This window comes from Arthrobacter sp. UYCu511 (assembly GCF_040547105.1).
GTDB classification, from domain to species: domain Bacteria; phylum Actinomycetota; class Actinomycetes; order Actinomycetales; family Micrococcaceae; genus Specibacter; species Specibacter psychrochitiniphilus.
The window spans coordinates 340,977-357,277 of sequence record NZ_JBEPPB010000001.1; the positions used below are offsets into that span (position 1 = coordinate 340,977).

A 16,301-nucleotide genomic window follows, 5' to 3' on the forward strand; every position below is an offset into this window, starting at 1 on the left:
ACCAAAGCAAGCACGGACTAAAGGAAGCTGGGCGTCCAAGGCCACGAGGCGCCCAGTGTATCAAGACACCCAAGGATGTTAGGGGGTCATCAGGTGCACGGCGCCAAAGGCCAACGCTGCAATAAGGGCCCAGGCGCACATGGCCATGGCGGTTGCGCGCAGTCCGGTAGCCAACAGGTCCCGGACCCGGACGCTGGAACCCAGTCCAAAGAGTGCAGCACCCAAGGCAATGTCTTGAGCCAGGGCGCCCCCTTCAATGACGCTCTGCGGCAACCAGCCCGTGGTTCGAATCGCGGCCAGCAGAAGGAAGCCCACCACAAACAGGGGCACTACGGGCGGAAACCGGGTAGCCTTCGCCGTGCTTGTATCCGTTGGGGCTGCGTCTGAACGGCTTTGATGTGCTGCCAGCTCACCCTTCTGGCGGCGGCGTTCCACACCCCCGGCTACTCCCACAATAGGTGCCAGAAGCACTACGCGCGTGAGCTTGATAACCACGGCCGCACTGAGCGCAACGTTTCCCGCCGTCTGTGCCGTCGCCACCACCTGTCCCACGTCATGAACGCCAGCGCCCACCCATTGGCCAAACTGCAGCGCGGAGAGACCCAGAGGATGCATCAGCAGCGGCAGTACACCAATCGCCAGTGTTCCACACAGTGTCACAAGGGCCACTGGCAGCACCGTGTCTTCATGTTTGGTCCCCTTGACAGCGGCCATGGCGCCGATGGCGGAAGCTCCACAGATGGAGAAGCCGGTGGCAATCAGAAGAGGTAGATCGCCGGCCAGCCTAAAAAGCTTCCCCAAAGCGTAGGTGCCAGCAAAACTGAGCAGCACCACAGTAACCACCAGTGCAACACTGAACCAGCCCAGATCCATGATGTCTCCTAGGCTGAGCTTCAGACCTAAAAAGACGATTCCCACGCGCATCAGATGCTTCCCGGCAAAGTTCAACCCGGCGCGCCACGGTCCTTGGCACAGTGTTGAGGTGCCTGGGAGGTTGACGGCGGCAATGCCCAGTACCACTGCTACCGTCATGGCTGGCAGCATCGGTATCAGGGCATGAACAACCAAAGAGAGCGCCACGGCCGCAAAAGCTACAGCCATTCCAGGCCCCAGCTTCCGTATGCCGTCCCCTAAGGCTTGCCGGCCGGCGTCGGGCTTCACCATGGGCTGGGCTTGTAGTCCTTGAGGAAGACACCGTATTGGTCTTCGCCAGATTCGCCCATGACGATGGGATCATAGACTCGGGCAGCTCCGTCCACCAGATCTAGTGGCGCGTGGAAGCCTTCCTCGGCCAGGCGAACCTTGGTGTAGTGCGGGCGTTCGTCAGTGATCCAGCCGGTATCAACTGCCGTCATCAGAATGCCGTCGGTCTCCAGCATCTCCTGGGCGCTGGTGCGGGTCAGCATGTTCAATGCGGCCTTGGCCATGTTGGTGTGCGGATGGCCCGGGCCCTTGTAGGCACGGGAGAACTGGCCCTCCATGGCGGAGACATTAACAATGTACTTGCGGTGGGCTGCGGAAGCCTGCATGGCCGGGCGAAGACGCGAAACCAGCAGGAAAGGTGCCGTGACGTTGCAGAGCTGGACTTCAAGCATTTCCAACGGGTCCACCTGGTCCACTACCTGGGTCCAGCTGTTGATTGCCGCCACATCAGGAACCAGGCCTCCGGCGTCGATGGCTGTGCCTGCCTCGATGCGATCCAAAGAGGCCGAGCCCATGGAGAGCGCCAAAGCGGCAATTTCATTGCCAGCCAGTTGCGGGTGTTCCATCATCTGGGTGGCCAGGGCTAGCGGATGTTTGTCGTGGGCATGGCCAAATGTGACCAGTTCTGGCATGGGGGAGTCGGTGGGCAACTCCTCAAGTTCAGCGTCAACGAGCGGTTTGTAGGCGTTGCCGGAGCGGCGAACTGTCTGTGCAGCATTGTTGATGATGATGTCCAGCGGGCCGGCTTCGTTGAGGGAATCAGCCAGGGCCACAACCTGGGTTGGATCACGCAGGTCTATGCCGACGATGCTCAGGCGGTGGAGCCATTCGCTGCTGTCTTCCATGGCGGCGAAGCGGCGGGCAGCATCCTTGGGGAAGCGAGTGGTGATGGTGGTGTGGGCCCCGTCGCGCAAGAGGCGCAAGGCAATGTACATACCGATTTTTGCCCGGCCTCCCGTGAGGAGGGCGCGTTTGCCGCTGAGGTCGGTCCGCGCGTCGCGCTTTGAATGGTTGAAAGCGGCACAGTCCGGGCACAGCTGGTGATAGAACGCGTCTACCAGGGTGTAGTGCTGTTTGCAGATGTAACACGGGCGGGAACGCAGAAGCGTTCCCGCCGTGTCACCAGTCGTTGAGGGTTTGAGCTTGTTGCCCCGAGTCTCATCGTCAATGCGATCCGGAGCCGCGGTGGCGGTCAACGCGATCACTGCCTTGTCGGCGTCGTTGATCGCATCACGCTTGACCACTCGACGGTGCCGTTTGACTGCCTTGAACATTTTTCCTGTAGCTCGGCGAACCGAAACATAGTCAGGGTGCTCTTCGTCGTAGACATGGATGGACTCCAAAACCTTAAGACAATTTTGGATCTCTTCAGGGGTTAATTCGGGGGCGCTCACCCATCAATGCTAGCCTCTCCGTCATATGACATTGACCCAGCATGAACGGGGGTGATGGCAGAAAGTTGATTCTCCACTATTTTCATTGCCGTCTCCTCGGACAATTGGTTCCTGTCGATGGCGATGGCCAGTGCCTCGGGCAGCTCTGCCGCCGCTTCTAGAGCGAGTTTTCTTTCATGCTCGTCAGGCGGCGAAACGAACTGTCCCTTGCTCAGGACCGTGAGCCCGGACTCGGTGATGGTGAAACCCCGAGCCCTGTCCAATTCGACGTCTACACCGATCGTTGCTCCGGCTGGGATCTTGACGTTCTTATCAATGATGGCGCGGCGTATAACGGCGCCGGCGCCAACCGATACCCGATCCATGAGCACAGATTCCTGTACCCGTGCACCTGCGGCTACAAAGACGTCGTTGGAGAGGACAGAATTCTCCACTACACCGCCGGAGACCACAACGCCAGGGGCGACTATGGAATCCAGAGCTGTTCCCACCGAGTTCTGTTCCCCGCGGACAAACTTCGCCGGTGGAGAGGTTGTATTACGCGTGAAGATAGGCCATGCCCTGTTGTACAGGTTAAAGATCGGCATGGGCGAAATCAGATCCATATGCGCGTCATAGTAGGAATCGATGGTTCCTACATCTCGCCAGTAGTTCCGGTCCCGGTCAGTGGCATCAGGGATGTCATTGGTGGAGAAATCGTAGACGTAAGCCTCATCTCGGCTTACGAAGTACGGGATGATGTCCCCGCCCATGTCATTTTTCGTGTCTTCCTTGAGCGCGTCCTGTTCCAGGGCTTCGATCAGGGCATCTGCGTCAAAGACATAGTTTCCCATGGAAGCAAGGAACTGGTCAGGGGCATCCATCAGCCCCGGAGTCGATTCAGGTTTCTCCACAAAGGCTGAGATCTTGTGGGCGCCAATTGCCCCGTCAATGGGGGTTCCATCAATTTCGATGACACCAAATTGGTCAGCCATCTCCAAGGGCTGGCGCACGGCGGCAACTGTTGCGCGGGCGCCAGAGGCGATGTGGCTTTGGACCATTTGTTCAAAGTCCATGCGGTAGACGTGATCGGCTCCCACCACCACCACAATATCGGGCTCAGCATCGCCGATGAGGTTCAGAGACTGGTAGATGGCGTTGGCACTACCTAGGAACCAGCTCTTACCACGGCGCTGTTGTGCGGGAACGGAGGCAACATAGTTACCCAATTGTGTTGACATGCGCCATGTTTCCGAAATATGACGGTCAAGGCTATGCGATTTGTATTGTGTCAACACCACAATTTTGAAATACCCTGAATTTGCCAAATTAGACAATGCGAAATCGACTAACCTAAATCCGGCGAAGGGAACAGCCGGTTTAGCGCGGTCAGCTGTCAAGGGCATTAACCTTTTACCCTCACCACCTGCTAAGACGATCGCCAGAACCTTCTTGACTGACATGATTCAACCTCCGACAGCTTGTATGGTGCACCTCGCGGTGGCCTGATCTGCAGGTCACAACAACTTCACACTAGAACAAATGTGTCCCGACAGACTACCTTGTTAGTGTGCGTATCGACATTGTGACAAAAGAGTTTCCGCCCGAGATTTACGGTGGGGCCGGCGTGCATGTAGCCGAGCTCAGCCGTGTCTTGGCAGCCAAAGCAGATTTGCATGTGCATGCCTTTGGAAAGGAACGGGACAAGGACTTTCATGGCGCAAATGTGACGTCATATGAGAATCTTCCTGAACTTTCACAAGCAAATGCAGCAATACAAACATTGGGTGTTGATTTACGGGTTGTTTCGGCCATCGCAGGCTCAGACTTGGTCCATTCACATACCTGGTATGCGAACATGGCCGGGCATATTGCTGCGCTTTTGCATGATATCCCGCATGTCCTCAGCGCCCACAGCCTCGAGCCGTTACGGCCCTGGAAGGCTGAACAGTTGGGAGGCGGTTATGCCGTTTCCTCGTGGGTTGAAAAGACTGCTTACGAATCGGCAGCAGCGATCATCGCGGTATCAGCGGGCATGCGAGCAGACATCTTGCGCAGTTATCCCGATGTAGATCCGGCCAAAGTGAAAGTCATTCATAACGGTATTGATGTGGCTCAATGGCAGCGGGACGAGGAAGACGGATTTGTCCGCTCGCTCGGTATCGATCCAGACCGGCCCAGTGTGGTGTGGGTAGGGCGGGTAACGCGTCAAAAGGGCGTGCCCTACCTGTTGAAAGCGGCTGCGTACCTGCCGCCCGAGGTTCAATTGGTGCTCTGTGCCGGCGCTGCTGACACCCCGGAGCTCGGGGCTGAAGTCAATGAGCTCATTGACGGTCTCAAGGCTCAGCGCGATGGCGTCATCGTCATCGAGCGCATGTTGCCGCGTGCTGAGCTAATTCAAGTTCTCAGTCACGCGACTGTGTTTGCTTGCCCGTCCATCTATGAACCCTTGGGAATTGTGAATTTGGAGGCCATGGCGTGCGGTGCTGCCGTGGTTGCCAGCGCCACGGGCGGCATCCCAGAAGTTGTGGCACACGGCGAGACAGGTTTGCTGGTTCCTCTCGAGCAGGTCAGTGATGGAACTGGAACACCGCTGGACCCGGAAAAGTTTGTTGCTGATTTTGCCGCAGCCATGATCGAAGTTGTCAACGATCCTGCTCGGGCACGTGAGATGGGAGAGAAGGGCCGTCAGCGGGCCAGGGATAACTTCTCTTGGGAGTCAATTGTGGAGCAGACTCTCGATGTTTATAAGAGCGTTCTTCCAGAGTAGTAGTTGTAGCTAAGTTGTAGCTAAGACAGAGGAGGCCCGGTCAATGACCGGGCCTCCTCTGTCTTCTTACGGCGGTTGTGGGGATGATCTGGCATTTTTGGTGATGCGGCCGTGCTGTGGCTTAGTTGGTGTTTTTTGGGAGGCCGTGGTGGTAGTTGTTGCGGCGTTTGGTTTGGGTGGGGTCGATGGTGAAGGGGGGTGTGTACCAAGGTGTGCCGTTGATGAGTTGTAGTTGCCATTGGCTGTGGTGGAGGAGGGTGTGGTGGTGTTGGCAGAGGAGGGTGGCGTTGTTGAGGTCAGTGGGGCCGCCGTCTTGCCAGGGAGTGATGTGGTGGGCTTCGCACCAGGTGGCGGGGCTGGTGCAGTCGGGGAAGGTGCAGCCGAGATCGCGGGCGTAGAGGGCTTTGCGTTGGGTGGGGGTGAAAAGGCGTTGGGTGCGGCCTAGGTTGATGATGTTTTGGCCGGTGCTGTAGGTGATGGTGGTGATCTCAGGGTCACAGAGGGTTTGTGCGAAGAGGTTCAGCGGCATGGGGCCGCTATGGGTGGTGTAGATAGTGCCGGTGCCGGTGGCGGTGTTGTTGCGGAGTTCTGCTTCGGTGCAGCTGAGGATGAGTTGGGTTTTCAGGCCGCCGTTGAGGGGGAGTTTTCCAGTGCGGGCGGCGAGTTTGACGCAGGAGATGAGTCCGTCGAGGAGTTTTTGTCCGTAGGTGCGGGTGTCTTTCACGGCCGGGTCGGTGCTGTTCGGGTCGATGGAATCTAGCCCTTCGAAGGGTTCATTGCTGCCCGGGGCTGGGACGTTGATGCCGTAAAGCTGATGAGGCCACGGCACTGTTTCCTCAGCATCCACTGGATCCGCTGGATCCGCAGCATTCGCAGCATTCACTGGATCCGCAGTTTTGGCTGCAGCCACCGCAGCCCCCGCGTCCACTGCATTATCGGTAGATGCGGTAGTTACTGGGTCCGCTGCTTGTACTGGATGCTCTGTTGCGGCTGGGGCGAACCAGAACCAGGTATCGCCGTCGAAGACGGGGGCGATGGCGTTCTCGGGGGCTTGTGGTGGCCGTGGTGGTATTTCCCCGGGTTCTAGCTTGCGGCGCCATCCGTTACCCAGAGGTGGTGGTGTGACTCTGGCCGGTTCTGGTTCCGTGGTTTTCGTCAGCGTTGGCGGGTCAGATAATTCCGGTGGCTCGGGTGGCTCTGGCTCTGGTGGGTTGGGGGTGGTGAACTGGGCGGAGAGATCGCGTAGTTGTTCTAGAAGTGAGCTTTGCCCAGTACATTCTGGGTTACGGCTGGTGTCTGTCCCGCCGCTGGTATTTGTGCCGGCAGTCCCGCCTGTGCCGTCTTCTTGGTCTGGGTCGTTGGTGTTGATGGTGTTGGGGTTGGTGTGTTTGTTGGGGTTGGTGGCGAAGCTGATCAGGGCGAAGAGTTGTTCGTATTGTTCGATGGTGCAGGCGCCGTAGAGGGAGACGAGTCCGCGGCGGGGTTGGCGGAAGAACAGGCCTTGTTTGGCGATGAGGTCTGAGGTGCTGGGTTTATTGCCGTCGGGGTCTAGGTGACTCATGATCTGGTTGCCTACGGCACGGATGAAATCGGGGCCTTGGAGTTGGGCGGTAGAGACGAGGGCTTCTTCAACCTCGGTGGCTTCTTCGGTGCTGATACGCGCGTTTTTAGCCAGCCGGGAGGCTTCATCGAGGTAATGGGCCACGGTAAGGGCCCGTTCTTGAGAGAGGGAGCCGTTGAAGAATGCTGTTGCGAGGCCTGTGTAAGCGGTAGGGGCTGTGGCGCCGGTAATGGTGTCGGTGATGGGGAGGACTTCTTTAGCCAGGCGGATGCGCCGGTTCGCTTCGGAGGTGCTTAGTTGCAGGGATTGCACTAAGAGGTTGGTGCCTCCTCGGGCTCCGGTCTCTGCGTAGCGCCCTGCGTGGACTCGTTCGTTGAGTTCACCGGCGGCTTGTACTGCTAGGGCTTGGCCAAAGCGTAGGAGTTGCTCAAGGTCTTGAGCCCACCGAACACATTCCACATCAGTGAACACCCCGAGATCCAGACCCACACTGACCTCCCGGCCCAGAACAGGGCTGGCATCAAGACCAGCATCAGGGTGGACTGAAGGAGCAGGCTCGCCCACCGTGTTAGCACCAATGGGCTCGGTGGTGGTGGATAGGGCGTGGGCGAGGTTGAGGAGTTGATGAACGTGGTCACCAACTCGTAAAGCCCCTGAAAGGGATCCCGGATTGACCGGGTTCCCCCTTGCTGTATCCATACATCTATTCTATTAGCAGGCACTGACATAGAACATGAGACCAAGCACATCCGGGGACCACCACATCACCAACACCCCTGTGGAGGAAACAACACCGCCACCACGGCCGTCGAGATCCGGAAAGCGGACCACTGACTACCGAATTGGAGTCTGTCAGCCAGAGTAGAGGGCGCCCAGAACAGTTCAATAGCTGGGCTGTGGATAACGTGGTGGCGTGTCAGGCGGCTGCACTGTATTTTGGAACCAAGCCAACCGCAACGACTTCTACTGGGAAGCCGCTGTCAGGCAGCAGACTTGGGGGCAGGCGATGCGCCACACTGAAGGTGGACGTCCGGGCGGGCGTCGAGCCATTCTGAGGCTGTCAGTAATAAGCATATTGATCTTGGTTGGTTGCTCATCAGCACCGAAAGAAATGGCAACCAGCTCACCAGGGGCGCCCACTGTTGTCGGCAGCCAACCGGCCATCACCTCGGAACCAGCACCGACTCCAGCTGTCTACAAACCCGCTACGGACAAAGGTCCTGCCGAAAACGTACCTGTCCCAGTTTTGCCTGACAAGGCCACAGAGTTTACCAAGGACGGGCTGATTGCCTTTGCTGAATACTGGTACTCAACCCTTGGTTATGTCTATGAGACTGGCGGTTCTGGACCGTTGATGGAAATTACTGAACCCGCTTGTAAGCCCTGCATATTTGTCAATCAACCGATCGCGGAATTGTATGAGAGTGGAGGCTGGATTGCTGGTGGTCGGATGACAGTGCATCAGTCAACGGCGTCTTTCGAGCAGACACCCGACGGGACCTACCAAGTCATCCTCATGATTCAGCAGGCGCAGGTTCGGGCCTATGATGCAAACAAGATTCTGCGGAGTGAGCGCCCTCAAGGTGGCGCGCGGGCCAACATCGTGGTCGCAAGATTTATAGACAACCACTGGCAAGCCCAGACAGCCGAAGCGGTTGCAAAACAGTGATCATGAAACGTTTCCTAGCGACTTCACAACAAGCAATGTTGATAATCTCGATTGTTCTTCAGCCGCCAATTGGGCTGGCATTGGGTGAGATTGACATTCCGAACTGGGACGATTCAGATCTCGTCACCGAGGGATGGAACCCGTCCGGAGGTGGAGACTATTTGGAGCAGACTCCGTCGGCAGGTCCAGCAGATCCCTTTCTCTACGAGGCCCGGGTTGCTTGTACCTCAGGCGATTCCGCAGTGTTTCCGGAATGTGCTGCCGTAATGCCAGAATGTGGCGGCGGCGATGGTGGAGAGCCTGGAACCGTGGTCTATTGGTATTCGACATTAAAGAATGCTGCCCAGAAAGTATGGGCATTTCATTCTGGTCCTGTGTGCATCTTTGGCGAAAAGCCGAGGGATTTACTTGCCGAGATTGCAGGCCAGATCGCTCACGAATTTCAGCGAACCCCAGTAGCCGCGGCAGAATTCGGCAGCCAGCCCGGCCCTCATACTCTCCGCGGGAAGGAAACTAACGTTTGGGCTGCGGCGAAAACGCAGACATTCAACCTGAGCATGCTGGGCCAAAACGTCACCATTACTGCTACGCCTGCGGGCTACACCTGGGATTACGGCGATGGTACAACTTGGGGCCCGACGCCCATCCATGGGGCGCCACTACATGCCGACCGCATCGGTGAACAAACACAAACCAGCCACGTCTACACCGAAACTGGACGGCTGACAATCGGACTCACAACACACTTTAATGGCAGCTACTCGGTCAATGGTGGCCCGGAACTACCCATCCCCGGCCAGGGAAACATCGCCTCCCCAGCACTGCCGCTCACTGTCTGGCGTGCCGAAACCCACCTCTACGCCGACGATTGCATTGTCAACCCCCACGGCGTCGGCTGTTAGGGCACGCCCCAAACAAAACTAACCCCAGCAAGACGTACGGCGGCGGAATCAACCCGCCGCCATACGTCACAGACAACTACTTCTTGGCGGCAGTCTTTGCCCGCTGGATCAAAATCTTCTCATCTATAGGACCATCTGAGCTGGCACGCAGCTTACGGTAGTAGTCGCGAGCTTCATCTTGGCGCTCACGCTCAATTCCCGTGGCGATGGTGGCGCGCAGGTGTTCTGGACCGTAGCCGAAGGCATCCACCAGATCCAGTGCATGCGGCCGCAACTTGCTAAGCACTCGGTTAATGTAAGGGGCAAGGGTGCGGGCGCGCAACATGGAAATTCGGCCGTTCATCAAGTACCAGTCCAGGTGCTTTTCAATCAAGGACAGGCCAAAAAGGTCCCGCAGGCGCGTCATAACCCGCTTGGTTCCCGGATCGGAAATCCTGCCAAGTGCTGCCGTGAACGATTCCCACTGCAACAGTTCAGCATGGGCCCGGGCAGCTTCAATGAGATCATTCTGGTGGTCATTGAATATCTGTGCACCCTTATCCTTCGGCTGCTTCGCAGCTTCCTTCAAAGCTCCAGCAACTTCGGCCACCATGGTCTGCACCCGGTCAGCCAGCATCTGGTGCTGTGTACCGGCGTCTTTTAGCGCCTTGGCCGACTTTTGAGCGGAACCCGTGTCAGAAACAAACTGCGCCACCTGACGCAGGCCTGTCTTGTTAAGGGTCAGATCAGCGGCCGCTCCAGCCACGAAACGAGCAAGAACGCCGAAGTCCAGGTTACGGAACTCCTTGCTGTAGTCAGCCAGAAGGCGCTTGGCCACCAACTGCAGAAGTACCGTGTTATCGCCTTCAAAAGTGGCGTAAACATCAAGGTCTGCCCGCAACGAGGTAAATCGGTTTTCCGCCATAAAGCCAGCGCCACCGCAGGCCTCGCGGCATTCCTGCAGCGTCTCCAAGGCGTGCCAGGTGGTCAGTGATTTGTAGGCGGCCGCGAGAGTCTCCAGATCCTGCCGGTCTTCGTCGGTGTCATGCGCACCGGAGAAAACATCGTTGAACTTCACCAGAAGATCCTCATGGGCGAACGCGGCCGCGTACGTAGTTGCCAGCAGTGGCAATAGTCGGCGCTGGTGGCGCTGGTAATCCAGCAGCACTACTTCTTCAGTGTCTGAGGCTGCGTTGAATTGACGGCGTTCAGTGGCGTACTGAATGGCGATCTTCAAGGCAACTTTGGAAGCAGCAACGGCTGCACCGTTGAGAGAAACACGGCCCTGGACCAAGGTGCCCAGCATGGTAAAGAAGCGCCGGCCGGGGCTTGCGATGGGGGAGCTGTAGCTGCCATCGGGGGCCACATCGCCATAGCGGTTGAGCAGGTTGGTGCGGGGGATGTGAACGCTGTCGAAAGCGAGCCGCCCGTTGTCAATGCCGTTTAGTCCGCCCTTGATGTTGTCATCACGGCCCTGTATTCCGGGTAGGAACTCCTTGGTTTTGGGGTCGCGCAGGTCAACGTAGAACGCATGCACGCCGTGGTTGACGCCCTTGGTTATGAGCTGGGCAAACACCACGGCAGCAATACCATCTACGGCCGCGTTTCCGATGTACTCCTTCCACGCAGCGGCGAACGGCGTGTTGATGACGAACTCCTGGCTCGAGGCATCATAGGTGGCAGTGGTTGCGATGGAGGCTACATCGGAGCCGTGCCCAATCTCCGTCATGGCGAAAGAGCCGGGGATGTCCAGATTCATGATGCCAGGCAGCCATTTGTCCTGGTGCTCCTGATTACCCAAGTGCAGTACTGCGGAGCCGAAGAGACCCCACTGGACGCCGCCCTTGATTTGCAGGGACGGGTCGGCAATGACGAGTTCCTCAAAGCCGGCAACATTGCCGCCATGGTCATCGCTACCGCCAAGACGGGTGGGGAAAGCACGGTGGACGCCGTTTTGTTGCACCAAAATGCCTAGCTGTTGGAAGACCCGTTTGCGGTGCTCGGTGTGAGTGAGCCCCTCAATCTTGTGGAGTTCCGGGTTCCCTGCCAAGGCGCGGGCTGCAAGACGAACATCGGCCCACTTGCCTAGGAGTAGTTCACCCAGCGCGGCAACATCGACGCCAGCGTCGCTGTTGTTGGCTGCGGGCGAAAGCGGATTCATTGTCTGCGTCATGATTTTCCTTCTGCTGCTGTTGTTGAACGGTGAGGGGGCGTGAGGGGGACAAGCTGCCCCACGCCGTCGAACAGCCAGGCCGAAATTTGCCCAGCCATGGTTGTGAAATCTGGCTTGTTGTCAAGATCCGGGGTCTGGAGCCACAATTCCCCTGCCGTGCGCACCATGCCTATGGCTGCTTGGGGCCAGTAATCCACCAGCGGGGAGTTGGGATCGCCCAGCAGATGCCCCATCGGCTCGGTGATCATGGCCGTGACGCTGTCAAAGAACCCCGTCAACTCACCAGAGGGCCGGGCTTCACCATCGTCTGGAAGCGTGGCAAAGAAGTAGACGTTGGGGGAGGTCTGCGCCATTTGAAGGTAGGCGGAAATCATTGCGGTCACCCCTTCGCGGGGGGAGCTTGCACCTTGGCGGGCCGCGGCAATGGTTTGCTGCATCTGCCGGATCACTACGGCTCCCACAGCGTGGCGCAACCCTGACTTATCGCCAAAGTAGCGGTAGAAAACAGACTTTGACGTTCCTGCCGTGACGGCTATCTCCTCCATGGAGGCGTCTGCCCCCAGCCTGTGGATGGCCCGGCGGGTTGCCTGAATCAAGGAACGACGGCGTTCCTCACGGTGGGATTCCCATCGCACCGAACGCCCGTCGAGGGAGGCGTCAGCGGCCTTGGCAGGTCCGGGCAAGGAGGAGTCCGCGGAGCAGGCCAAGGAAGAAGGCGAGGAGGAGTGGGAGGATGCTGTTGGCTCTTGCTGTAACGAGTTCACGATACTCAGCGTATCAGGTACGCTGAGTATCAGTAACAATCGGTGTCCCCGTAGAAGAGAGCCTCATGACAAACCACTCAGCAGCAGAGAATCAGCATTCCGTTGACACGAAGGATGGAGCAAAGGTGGCCTCTGCCCCCACGTCCCGTGCTGCCCTGCGTAAAGCAGTAGTTGTTGGTGGCAATCGAATTCCCTTCGCACGTTCGGGCGGCGCATACTCGCATTCCTCTAACCAGGACATGCTGACAGCTGCCCTAGATGGTTTGGTGGCCCGGTTTGGTCTGGCTGACGAGGAAATTGGTGAAGTTGCCGCCGGTGCAGTACTGAAGCATTCACGAGACTTCAACCTCACCCGGGAAGCCGTACTGGGTTCCGCACTATCTGCAACCACCCCTGCCTATGATCTCCAGCAGGCCTGCGCCACAGGAATGGAAGCCGTGATTGGACTTTCCAACAAGATCAAGTTGGGTCAGATTGATTCCGCCATTGCCGGCGGGGTGGACTCTGCCTCGGATGCACCCATCGCCGTCAGCGAAGGTCTACGTGCCATCCTGCTTGATCTGAACCGTGCCAAGACCATGGGGCAGAAGGCCAAGATCATCAGCCGCATCCGGCCCAAGGATCTCTCCCCGGATGCACCCTCCACTGGTGAACCGCGCACGGGACTTTCCATGGGTGAGCATCAGGCACTCACCACGGCACAGTGGAAGATCAGCCGCGAGGCCCAGGATGAGCTCGCCCTTGCCAGTCACAAGAACCTTGCGGCAGCCTATGACAACCACTTCTTCGATGACCTCATCACGCCCTTCCGCGGACTGAACCGTGACTCCAACCTGCGCGCCGATACCAGCATGGAGAAGCTGGCCAAGCTCAAGCCAGCCTTCGGCAAGTCCCTCGGGGATGCCGCGACCATGACGGCAGGGAACTCCACCCCGCTGACTGACGGTGCCGCAACTGTGCTGCTGGCCTCCGAGGAATGGGCCACCGCACGCGATCTGCCCATTCTGGCTGACATCGTTGACGGCGAGGCGGCGGCAGTCGACTTTGTCCACGGCAAGGACGGGCTGCTCATGGCTCCCGCGTTCGCGGTCCCGCGCCTGCTGGCCCGCAACGGATTGACGCTAGCCGACTTCGACTACTTTGAAATTCATGAGGCCTTCGCCGGTACTGTCCTTTCCACACTGGCAGCGTGGGAGGACGAGGAGTTTAGCAAAACCCGTCTGGGCTTAGATGATGCCTTTGGTTCCATTGACCGGACCAAGCTCAACGTCAACGGGTCCTCGCTGGCTGCGGGTCATCCCTTCGCCGCCACAGGGGGGCGCTTGGTTGCCTCGCTGGCTAAGATGCTCCATGAACGCGGTCAGGTGGATGGCCGCCCGGCCCGCGGCTTGATATCGGTCTGCGCCGCCGGCGGCCAAGGCGTTGTCATCATCATGGAAGGGCGCTAATTCCATGAACCCGCACAATAAGACTTCGCGACCGCAGCAAAATTCAGACAAGTACACAGAGTTTGTCAGCCGTGGCCTGGGTAAGGATCTGGCAAAGCGTTTGGGTTTGCCGCAGCCGGCCATCCTGCGGCGGTATTCGCCTCTTGCCCCGCTGGTTGAGGGCCCCATTCTGGTTGTTGGCCAAGGAGCAGGGGCCGACGCCGTTGCAACAGTGTTGCTTAGCTGGCACCAAGATGTTCGCCGGCACACCGCGCCCAAGGAAAAGTTGGGCGCCATCGTGGTGGTCTTGGACGAGCTGGGGCATCCTGAGCAACTTTCCGCGCCCATGCTCAGCGTCGCCGCGGCCTTGCGTGGCCTGAACCGGAACGCCCGGGTGGTCAGCATCTCCCGGCAGGCTTCCAGCACAGACACCCCCGCAGTTGCCGCGGCACGCAACGGGGTGGACGGAATTGTGCGCTCACTGGCCAAGGAACTGCGTGCCGGGGCCACAGCCAATGGGATTGTGCTGGCAAACGGTATTGCAGCGGACGCACCCAGTGCCATGTCGGCGCTGCGTTTCTTCCTTTCGGGCCGCTCGGCATTCGTTGATGGACAGTTCCTCACTGCATCCTGCGCAGGATCCGTCACCGAACCGGATTGGGTCAAACCACTGACCGGATCCGTTGCGGTGGTCACGGGCGCGGCCCGGGGCATTGGCGCAGCAATTGCGCGGACACTTGCCCGCGACGGTGCAACCGTTTTCGTCGTTGATGTGCCAGCAGCAGGAGATCACCTGGCAGCGGTTGCCAATGAGATCCATGGCACGGCACTGCAGCTGGATATCACTAGTGCTGACGCCGGGGAGCGCATCTTAGAACACGCCATCTCCCGCTACGGGCGCCTGGATATTGTGGTGCACAACGCCGGAATCACCCGGGATAAGTTGTTGGCCAACATGGATGGTGCCAAATGGGACTCCGTCATCGCCGTCAATATTGCCTCGCAACTGCGCATGAACGAGGTGTTCCTCGCCAGCCCGGAGTTTGGTAACAATTCACGGATCATCAGCGTTGCCTCCACCAGCGGTATTGCCGGGAACCGGGGTCAAAGCAACTATGCGGCGTCGAAGGCAGGGGTTATGGGCATGGTCTGGTCTACTGCGCCGTTGTTGGCCGAACGCGGAGGTACGGTGAACGCCGTCGCGCCTGGATTCATTGAAACGGAGATGACGGCGAAGATTCCCTTCGCCACAAGGGAAGTTGCCCGGCGCCTGAACAGCCTTCAACAGGGCGGCAAACCCGGTGATGTTGCCGAAGCGATCGCCTTCTTTGCGCAGCCCAACGCTGCCGGTGTCACGGCGAATGTGCTGAGGGTGTGCGGGCAGAACTTGGTGGGGCAATGAGCGAGGAAACGTTGTTGACAGAGATGCCATCGCTGTCCAAGCTTTACATCAATGCTGCTGCTGCTGCGGCTAAATCCAAGCTGCTCCGGGCCCAACCCGTTGTGGCGTTGCCGTCGCGCGCTGTGGAAGTCCGCGGTGTGCAGGCCAATCTTGCCAAGGTCACAGAGTTTGCCCACCTGATGGGAGAGCCGGCCCGTGATGTGTTGCCCTCCGGCTATTTGCACGCACTGGTGTTTCCCGTGACCATGTCCGTCATGGTCCAGGAAGACTTTCCGCTGCCACTGTTGGGAATGATTCACCTGCGCAATCAGGTGGAACAGCTGGCTCCCGTGCTCTTCACGGATGAGTTGACCGTCCGGGCCTGGGCGCGGGATCTGAGCGGTCACCGAAGCGGTACTCAGGTGCAGCTCGTGAGTGAAATCCACACTGCGGACGGTACGGAATTGTTGTGGCGTGGAATTTCCACGTACCTGGCCAAGGGTGTTTTCCTGCTTGGGCTGGACAAGCCGACGGCCGCTTCCCTCCGGGAAGACTTTGTGCCGCCAGCACCCACCGCAGAGTGGCGCCTGGGCGTTGATACGGGGCGTGCTTATGCAGCGGTATCGGGCGATTTCAACCCGATCCACCTGAGCGTACTGACGGCCAAGGCGCTGGGCCTGCGGCGCTCCATAGCCCATGGCATGTACGCCGCGTCCCGCGTTCTGGCCACGGTTCCGAGTTCCAAACCGCATTCCTTCAGCTGGGACATCAGCTTTGACTCGCCCATCTTCTTGCCTGCCACCGTCGCCTTAGAGGTCCTTGACCGAGAATCTGAGGATGGTCTCTGGCTGGGCTCGGAGTTCACCGCATGGAACGCCCGCAGCACCAGACGCTTCTTCAGCGGCACCGTAACAGCTGACTAAAGGTTTGTTGGCTCCTGATACGGGTAGGCTCCAATGATCGCCTGAATCCGCTCGACGGCGGACTGGTCCAGGCCACTGGGGGAGACCCCATTCCAGGCCTGGACCGCCACCTCACCAAAATTGTGACAGTGACGGGCTGGAACAGCCTCTCCCATGAACATGTCAAAGGCCACCTG

At 58.7% G+C, this 16,301-nt stretch carries 12 protein-coding genes; 6 read left to right on the forward strand and 6 right to left on the reverse strand.

Translation table 11 applies throughout. The features are described from left to right. Positions 1-78: 78 nt before the first annotated feature. Genes ABIB48_RS01560 through glgC form a run of 3 tightly spaced genes read right to left on the reverse strand, consistent with a single transcriptional unit; the run spans position 79 to position 4,039 of the window. The gene (locus ABIB48_RS01560; RefSeq protein WP_110106210.1) at positions 79-1,164 is read right to left on the reverse strand and encodes a YeiH family protein; all 1,086 of its coding nucleotides are present in this window, start codon (positions 1,162-1,164) and stop codon (positions 79-81) included. Continuing rightward, positions 1,158-2,597, reverse strand: a complete 1,440-nt coding sequence (locus tag ABIB48_RS01565) for an SDR family NAD(P)-dependent oxidoreductase (RefSeq protein ID WP_110106211.1) — start codon at positions 2,595-2,597, stop codon at positions 1,158-1,160. The genes ABIB48_RS01560 and ABIB48_RS01565 overlap by 7 nt, the downstream gene beginning before the upstream one ends. Beyond that, positions 2,594-4,039, reverse strand: coding sequence for a glucose-1-phosphate adenylyltransferase (gene glgC, locus ABIB48_RS01570; RefSeq protein ID WP_354211552.1), 1,446 nt, complete (start codon positions 4,037-4,039; stop codon positions 2,594-2,596). The genes ABIB48_RS01565 and glgC overlap by 4 nt, the downstream gene beginning before the upstream one ends. A 107-nt stretch (positions 4,040-4,146) precedes the next feature. On the opposite strand from glgC, the gene glgA reads away from it, so the two are divergent. Next, complete coding sequence (gene glgA, locus ABIB48_RS01575) at positions 4,147-5,346, forward strand: glycogen synthase (protein WP_110106213.1); 1,200 nt, start codon at positions 4,147-4,149, stop codon at positions 5,344-5,346. A gap of 121 nt (positions 5,347-5,467) precedes the next feature. On the opposite strand, the gene ABIB48_RS01580 is transcribed toward glgA, so the two are convergent. Then, complete coding sequence (locus ABIB48_RS01580; RefSeq protein ID WP_354211554.1) at positions 5,468-7,606, reverse strand: HNH endonuclease signature motif containing protein; 2,139 nt, start codon at positions 7,604-7,606, stop codon at positions 5,468-5,470. A 214-nt stretch (positions 7,607-7,820) separates the two neighbouring features. On the opposite strand from ABIB48_RS01580, the gene ABIB48_RS01585 reads away from it, so the two are divergent. After that, positions 7,821-8,576: a DUF6318 family protein gene (locus ABIB48_RS01585; RefSeq protein ID WP_354211556.1), complete on the forward strand. Its 756-nt coding sequence runs from the start codon at positions 7,821-7,823 to the stop codon at positions 8,574-8,576. 35 nt (positions 8,577-8,611) lie between these two features. Then, positions 8,612-9,478 (forward strand): hypothetical protein, encoded by an 867-nt coding sequence (locus ABIB48_RS01590; RefSeq protein ID WP_354211558.1) that lies wholly within the window; start codon positions 8,612-8,614, stop codon positions 9,476-9,478. 76 nt (positions 9,479-9,554) lie between these two features. On the opposite strand, the gene ABIB48_RS01595 is transcribed toward ABIB48_RS01590, so the two are convergent. Both ABIB48_RS01595 and ABIB48_RS01600 read right to left on the reverse strand, forming a co-directional pair. After that, on the reverse strand, positions 9,555-11,630 hold the full coding sequence (locus ABIB48_RS01595) for an acyl-CoA dehydrogenase family protein (protein ID WP_315915420.1): 2,076 nt from the start codon (positions 11,628-11,630) through the stop codon (positions 9,555-9,557). After that, positions 11,627-12,394, reverse strand: coding sequence for a TetR/AcrR family transcriptional regulator (locus ABIB48_RS01600; RefSeq protein WP_110106745.1), 768 nt, complete (start codon positions 12,392-12,394; stop codon positions 11,627-11,629). The genes ABIB48_RS01595 and ABIB48_RS01600 overlap by 4 nt, the downstream gene beginning before the upstream one ends. 65 nt (positions 12,395-12,459) lie before the next feature. Between ABIB48_RS01600 and ABIB48_RS01605 the strand changes: the two genes are divergently transcribed. The 3 genes from ABIB48_RS01605 to ABIB48_RS01615 are packed head-to-tail and all read left to right on the forward strand — an operon-like array spanning position 12,460 to position 16,125. Continuing rightward, positions 12,460-13,842: an acetyl-CoA C-acetyltransferase gene (locus ABIB48_RS01605; protein ID WP_354211561.1), complete on the forward strand. Its 1,383-nt coding sequence runs from the start codon at positions 12,460-12,462 to the stop codon at positions 13,840-13,842. Between the two features lie 4 nt (positions 13,843-13,846). Next, a complete protein-coding gene (locus ABIB48_RS01610) occupies positions 13,847-15,223 on the forward strand; it encodes a 3-oxoacyl-ACP reductase (protein ID WP_354211562.1) in 1,377 nt (458 codons plus the stop codon). Further along, on the forward strand, positions 15,220-16,125 hold the full coding sequence (locus ABIB48_RS01615) for a MaoC family dehydratase (RefSeq protein ID WP_354211564.1): 906 nt from the start codon (positions 15,220-15,222) through the stop codon (positions 16,123-16,125). The genes ABIB48_RS01610 and ABIB48_RS01615 overlap by 4 nt, the downstream gene beginning before the upstream one ends. The last annotated feature ends 176 nt before the right edge of the window (positions 16,126-16,301 follow it).

Bases quoted from the DNA above. Each gene is read 5' to 3' on its own strand.
- ABIB48_RS01560 (WP_110106210.1), bottom strand. From the start codon at position 1,164: ATGGTGAAGCCCGACGCCGGCCGGCAAGCCTTAGGGGACGGCATACGG.
- glgC (WP_354211552.1), bottom strand. From the start codon at position 4,039: ATGTCAGTCAAGAAGGTTCTGGCGATCGTCTTAGCAGGTGGTGAGGGT.
- ABIB48_RS01580 (WP_354211554.1), bottom strand. From the start codon at position 7,606: ATGGATACAGCAAGGGGGAACCCGGTCAATCCGGGATCCCTTTCAGGG.
- ABIB48_RS01590 (WP_354211558.1), top strand. From the start codon at position 8,612: ATGTTGATAATCTCGATTGTTCTTCAGCCGCCAATTGGGCTGGCATTG.
- ABIB48_RS01595 (WP_315915420.1), bottom strand. From the start codon at position 11,630: ATGACGCAGACAATGAATCCGCTTTCGCCCGCAGCCAACAACAGCGAC.
- ABIB48_RS01605 (WP_354211561.1), top strand. From the start codon at position 12,460: ATGACAAACCACTCAGCAGCAGAGAATCAGCATTCCGTTGACACGAAG.
- ABIB48_RS01610 (WP_354211562.1), top strand. From the start codon at position 13,847: ATGAACCCGCACAATAAGACTTCGCGACCGCAGCAAAATTCAGACAAG.
- ABIB48_RS01615 (WP_354211564.1), top strand. From the start codon at position 15,220: ATGAGCGAGGAAACGTTGTTGACAGAGATGCCATCGCTGTCCAAGCTT.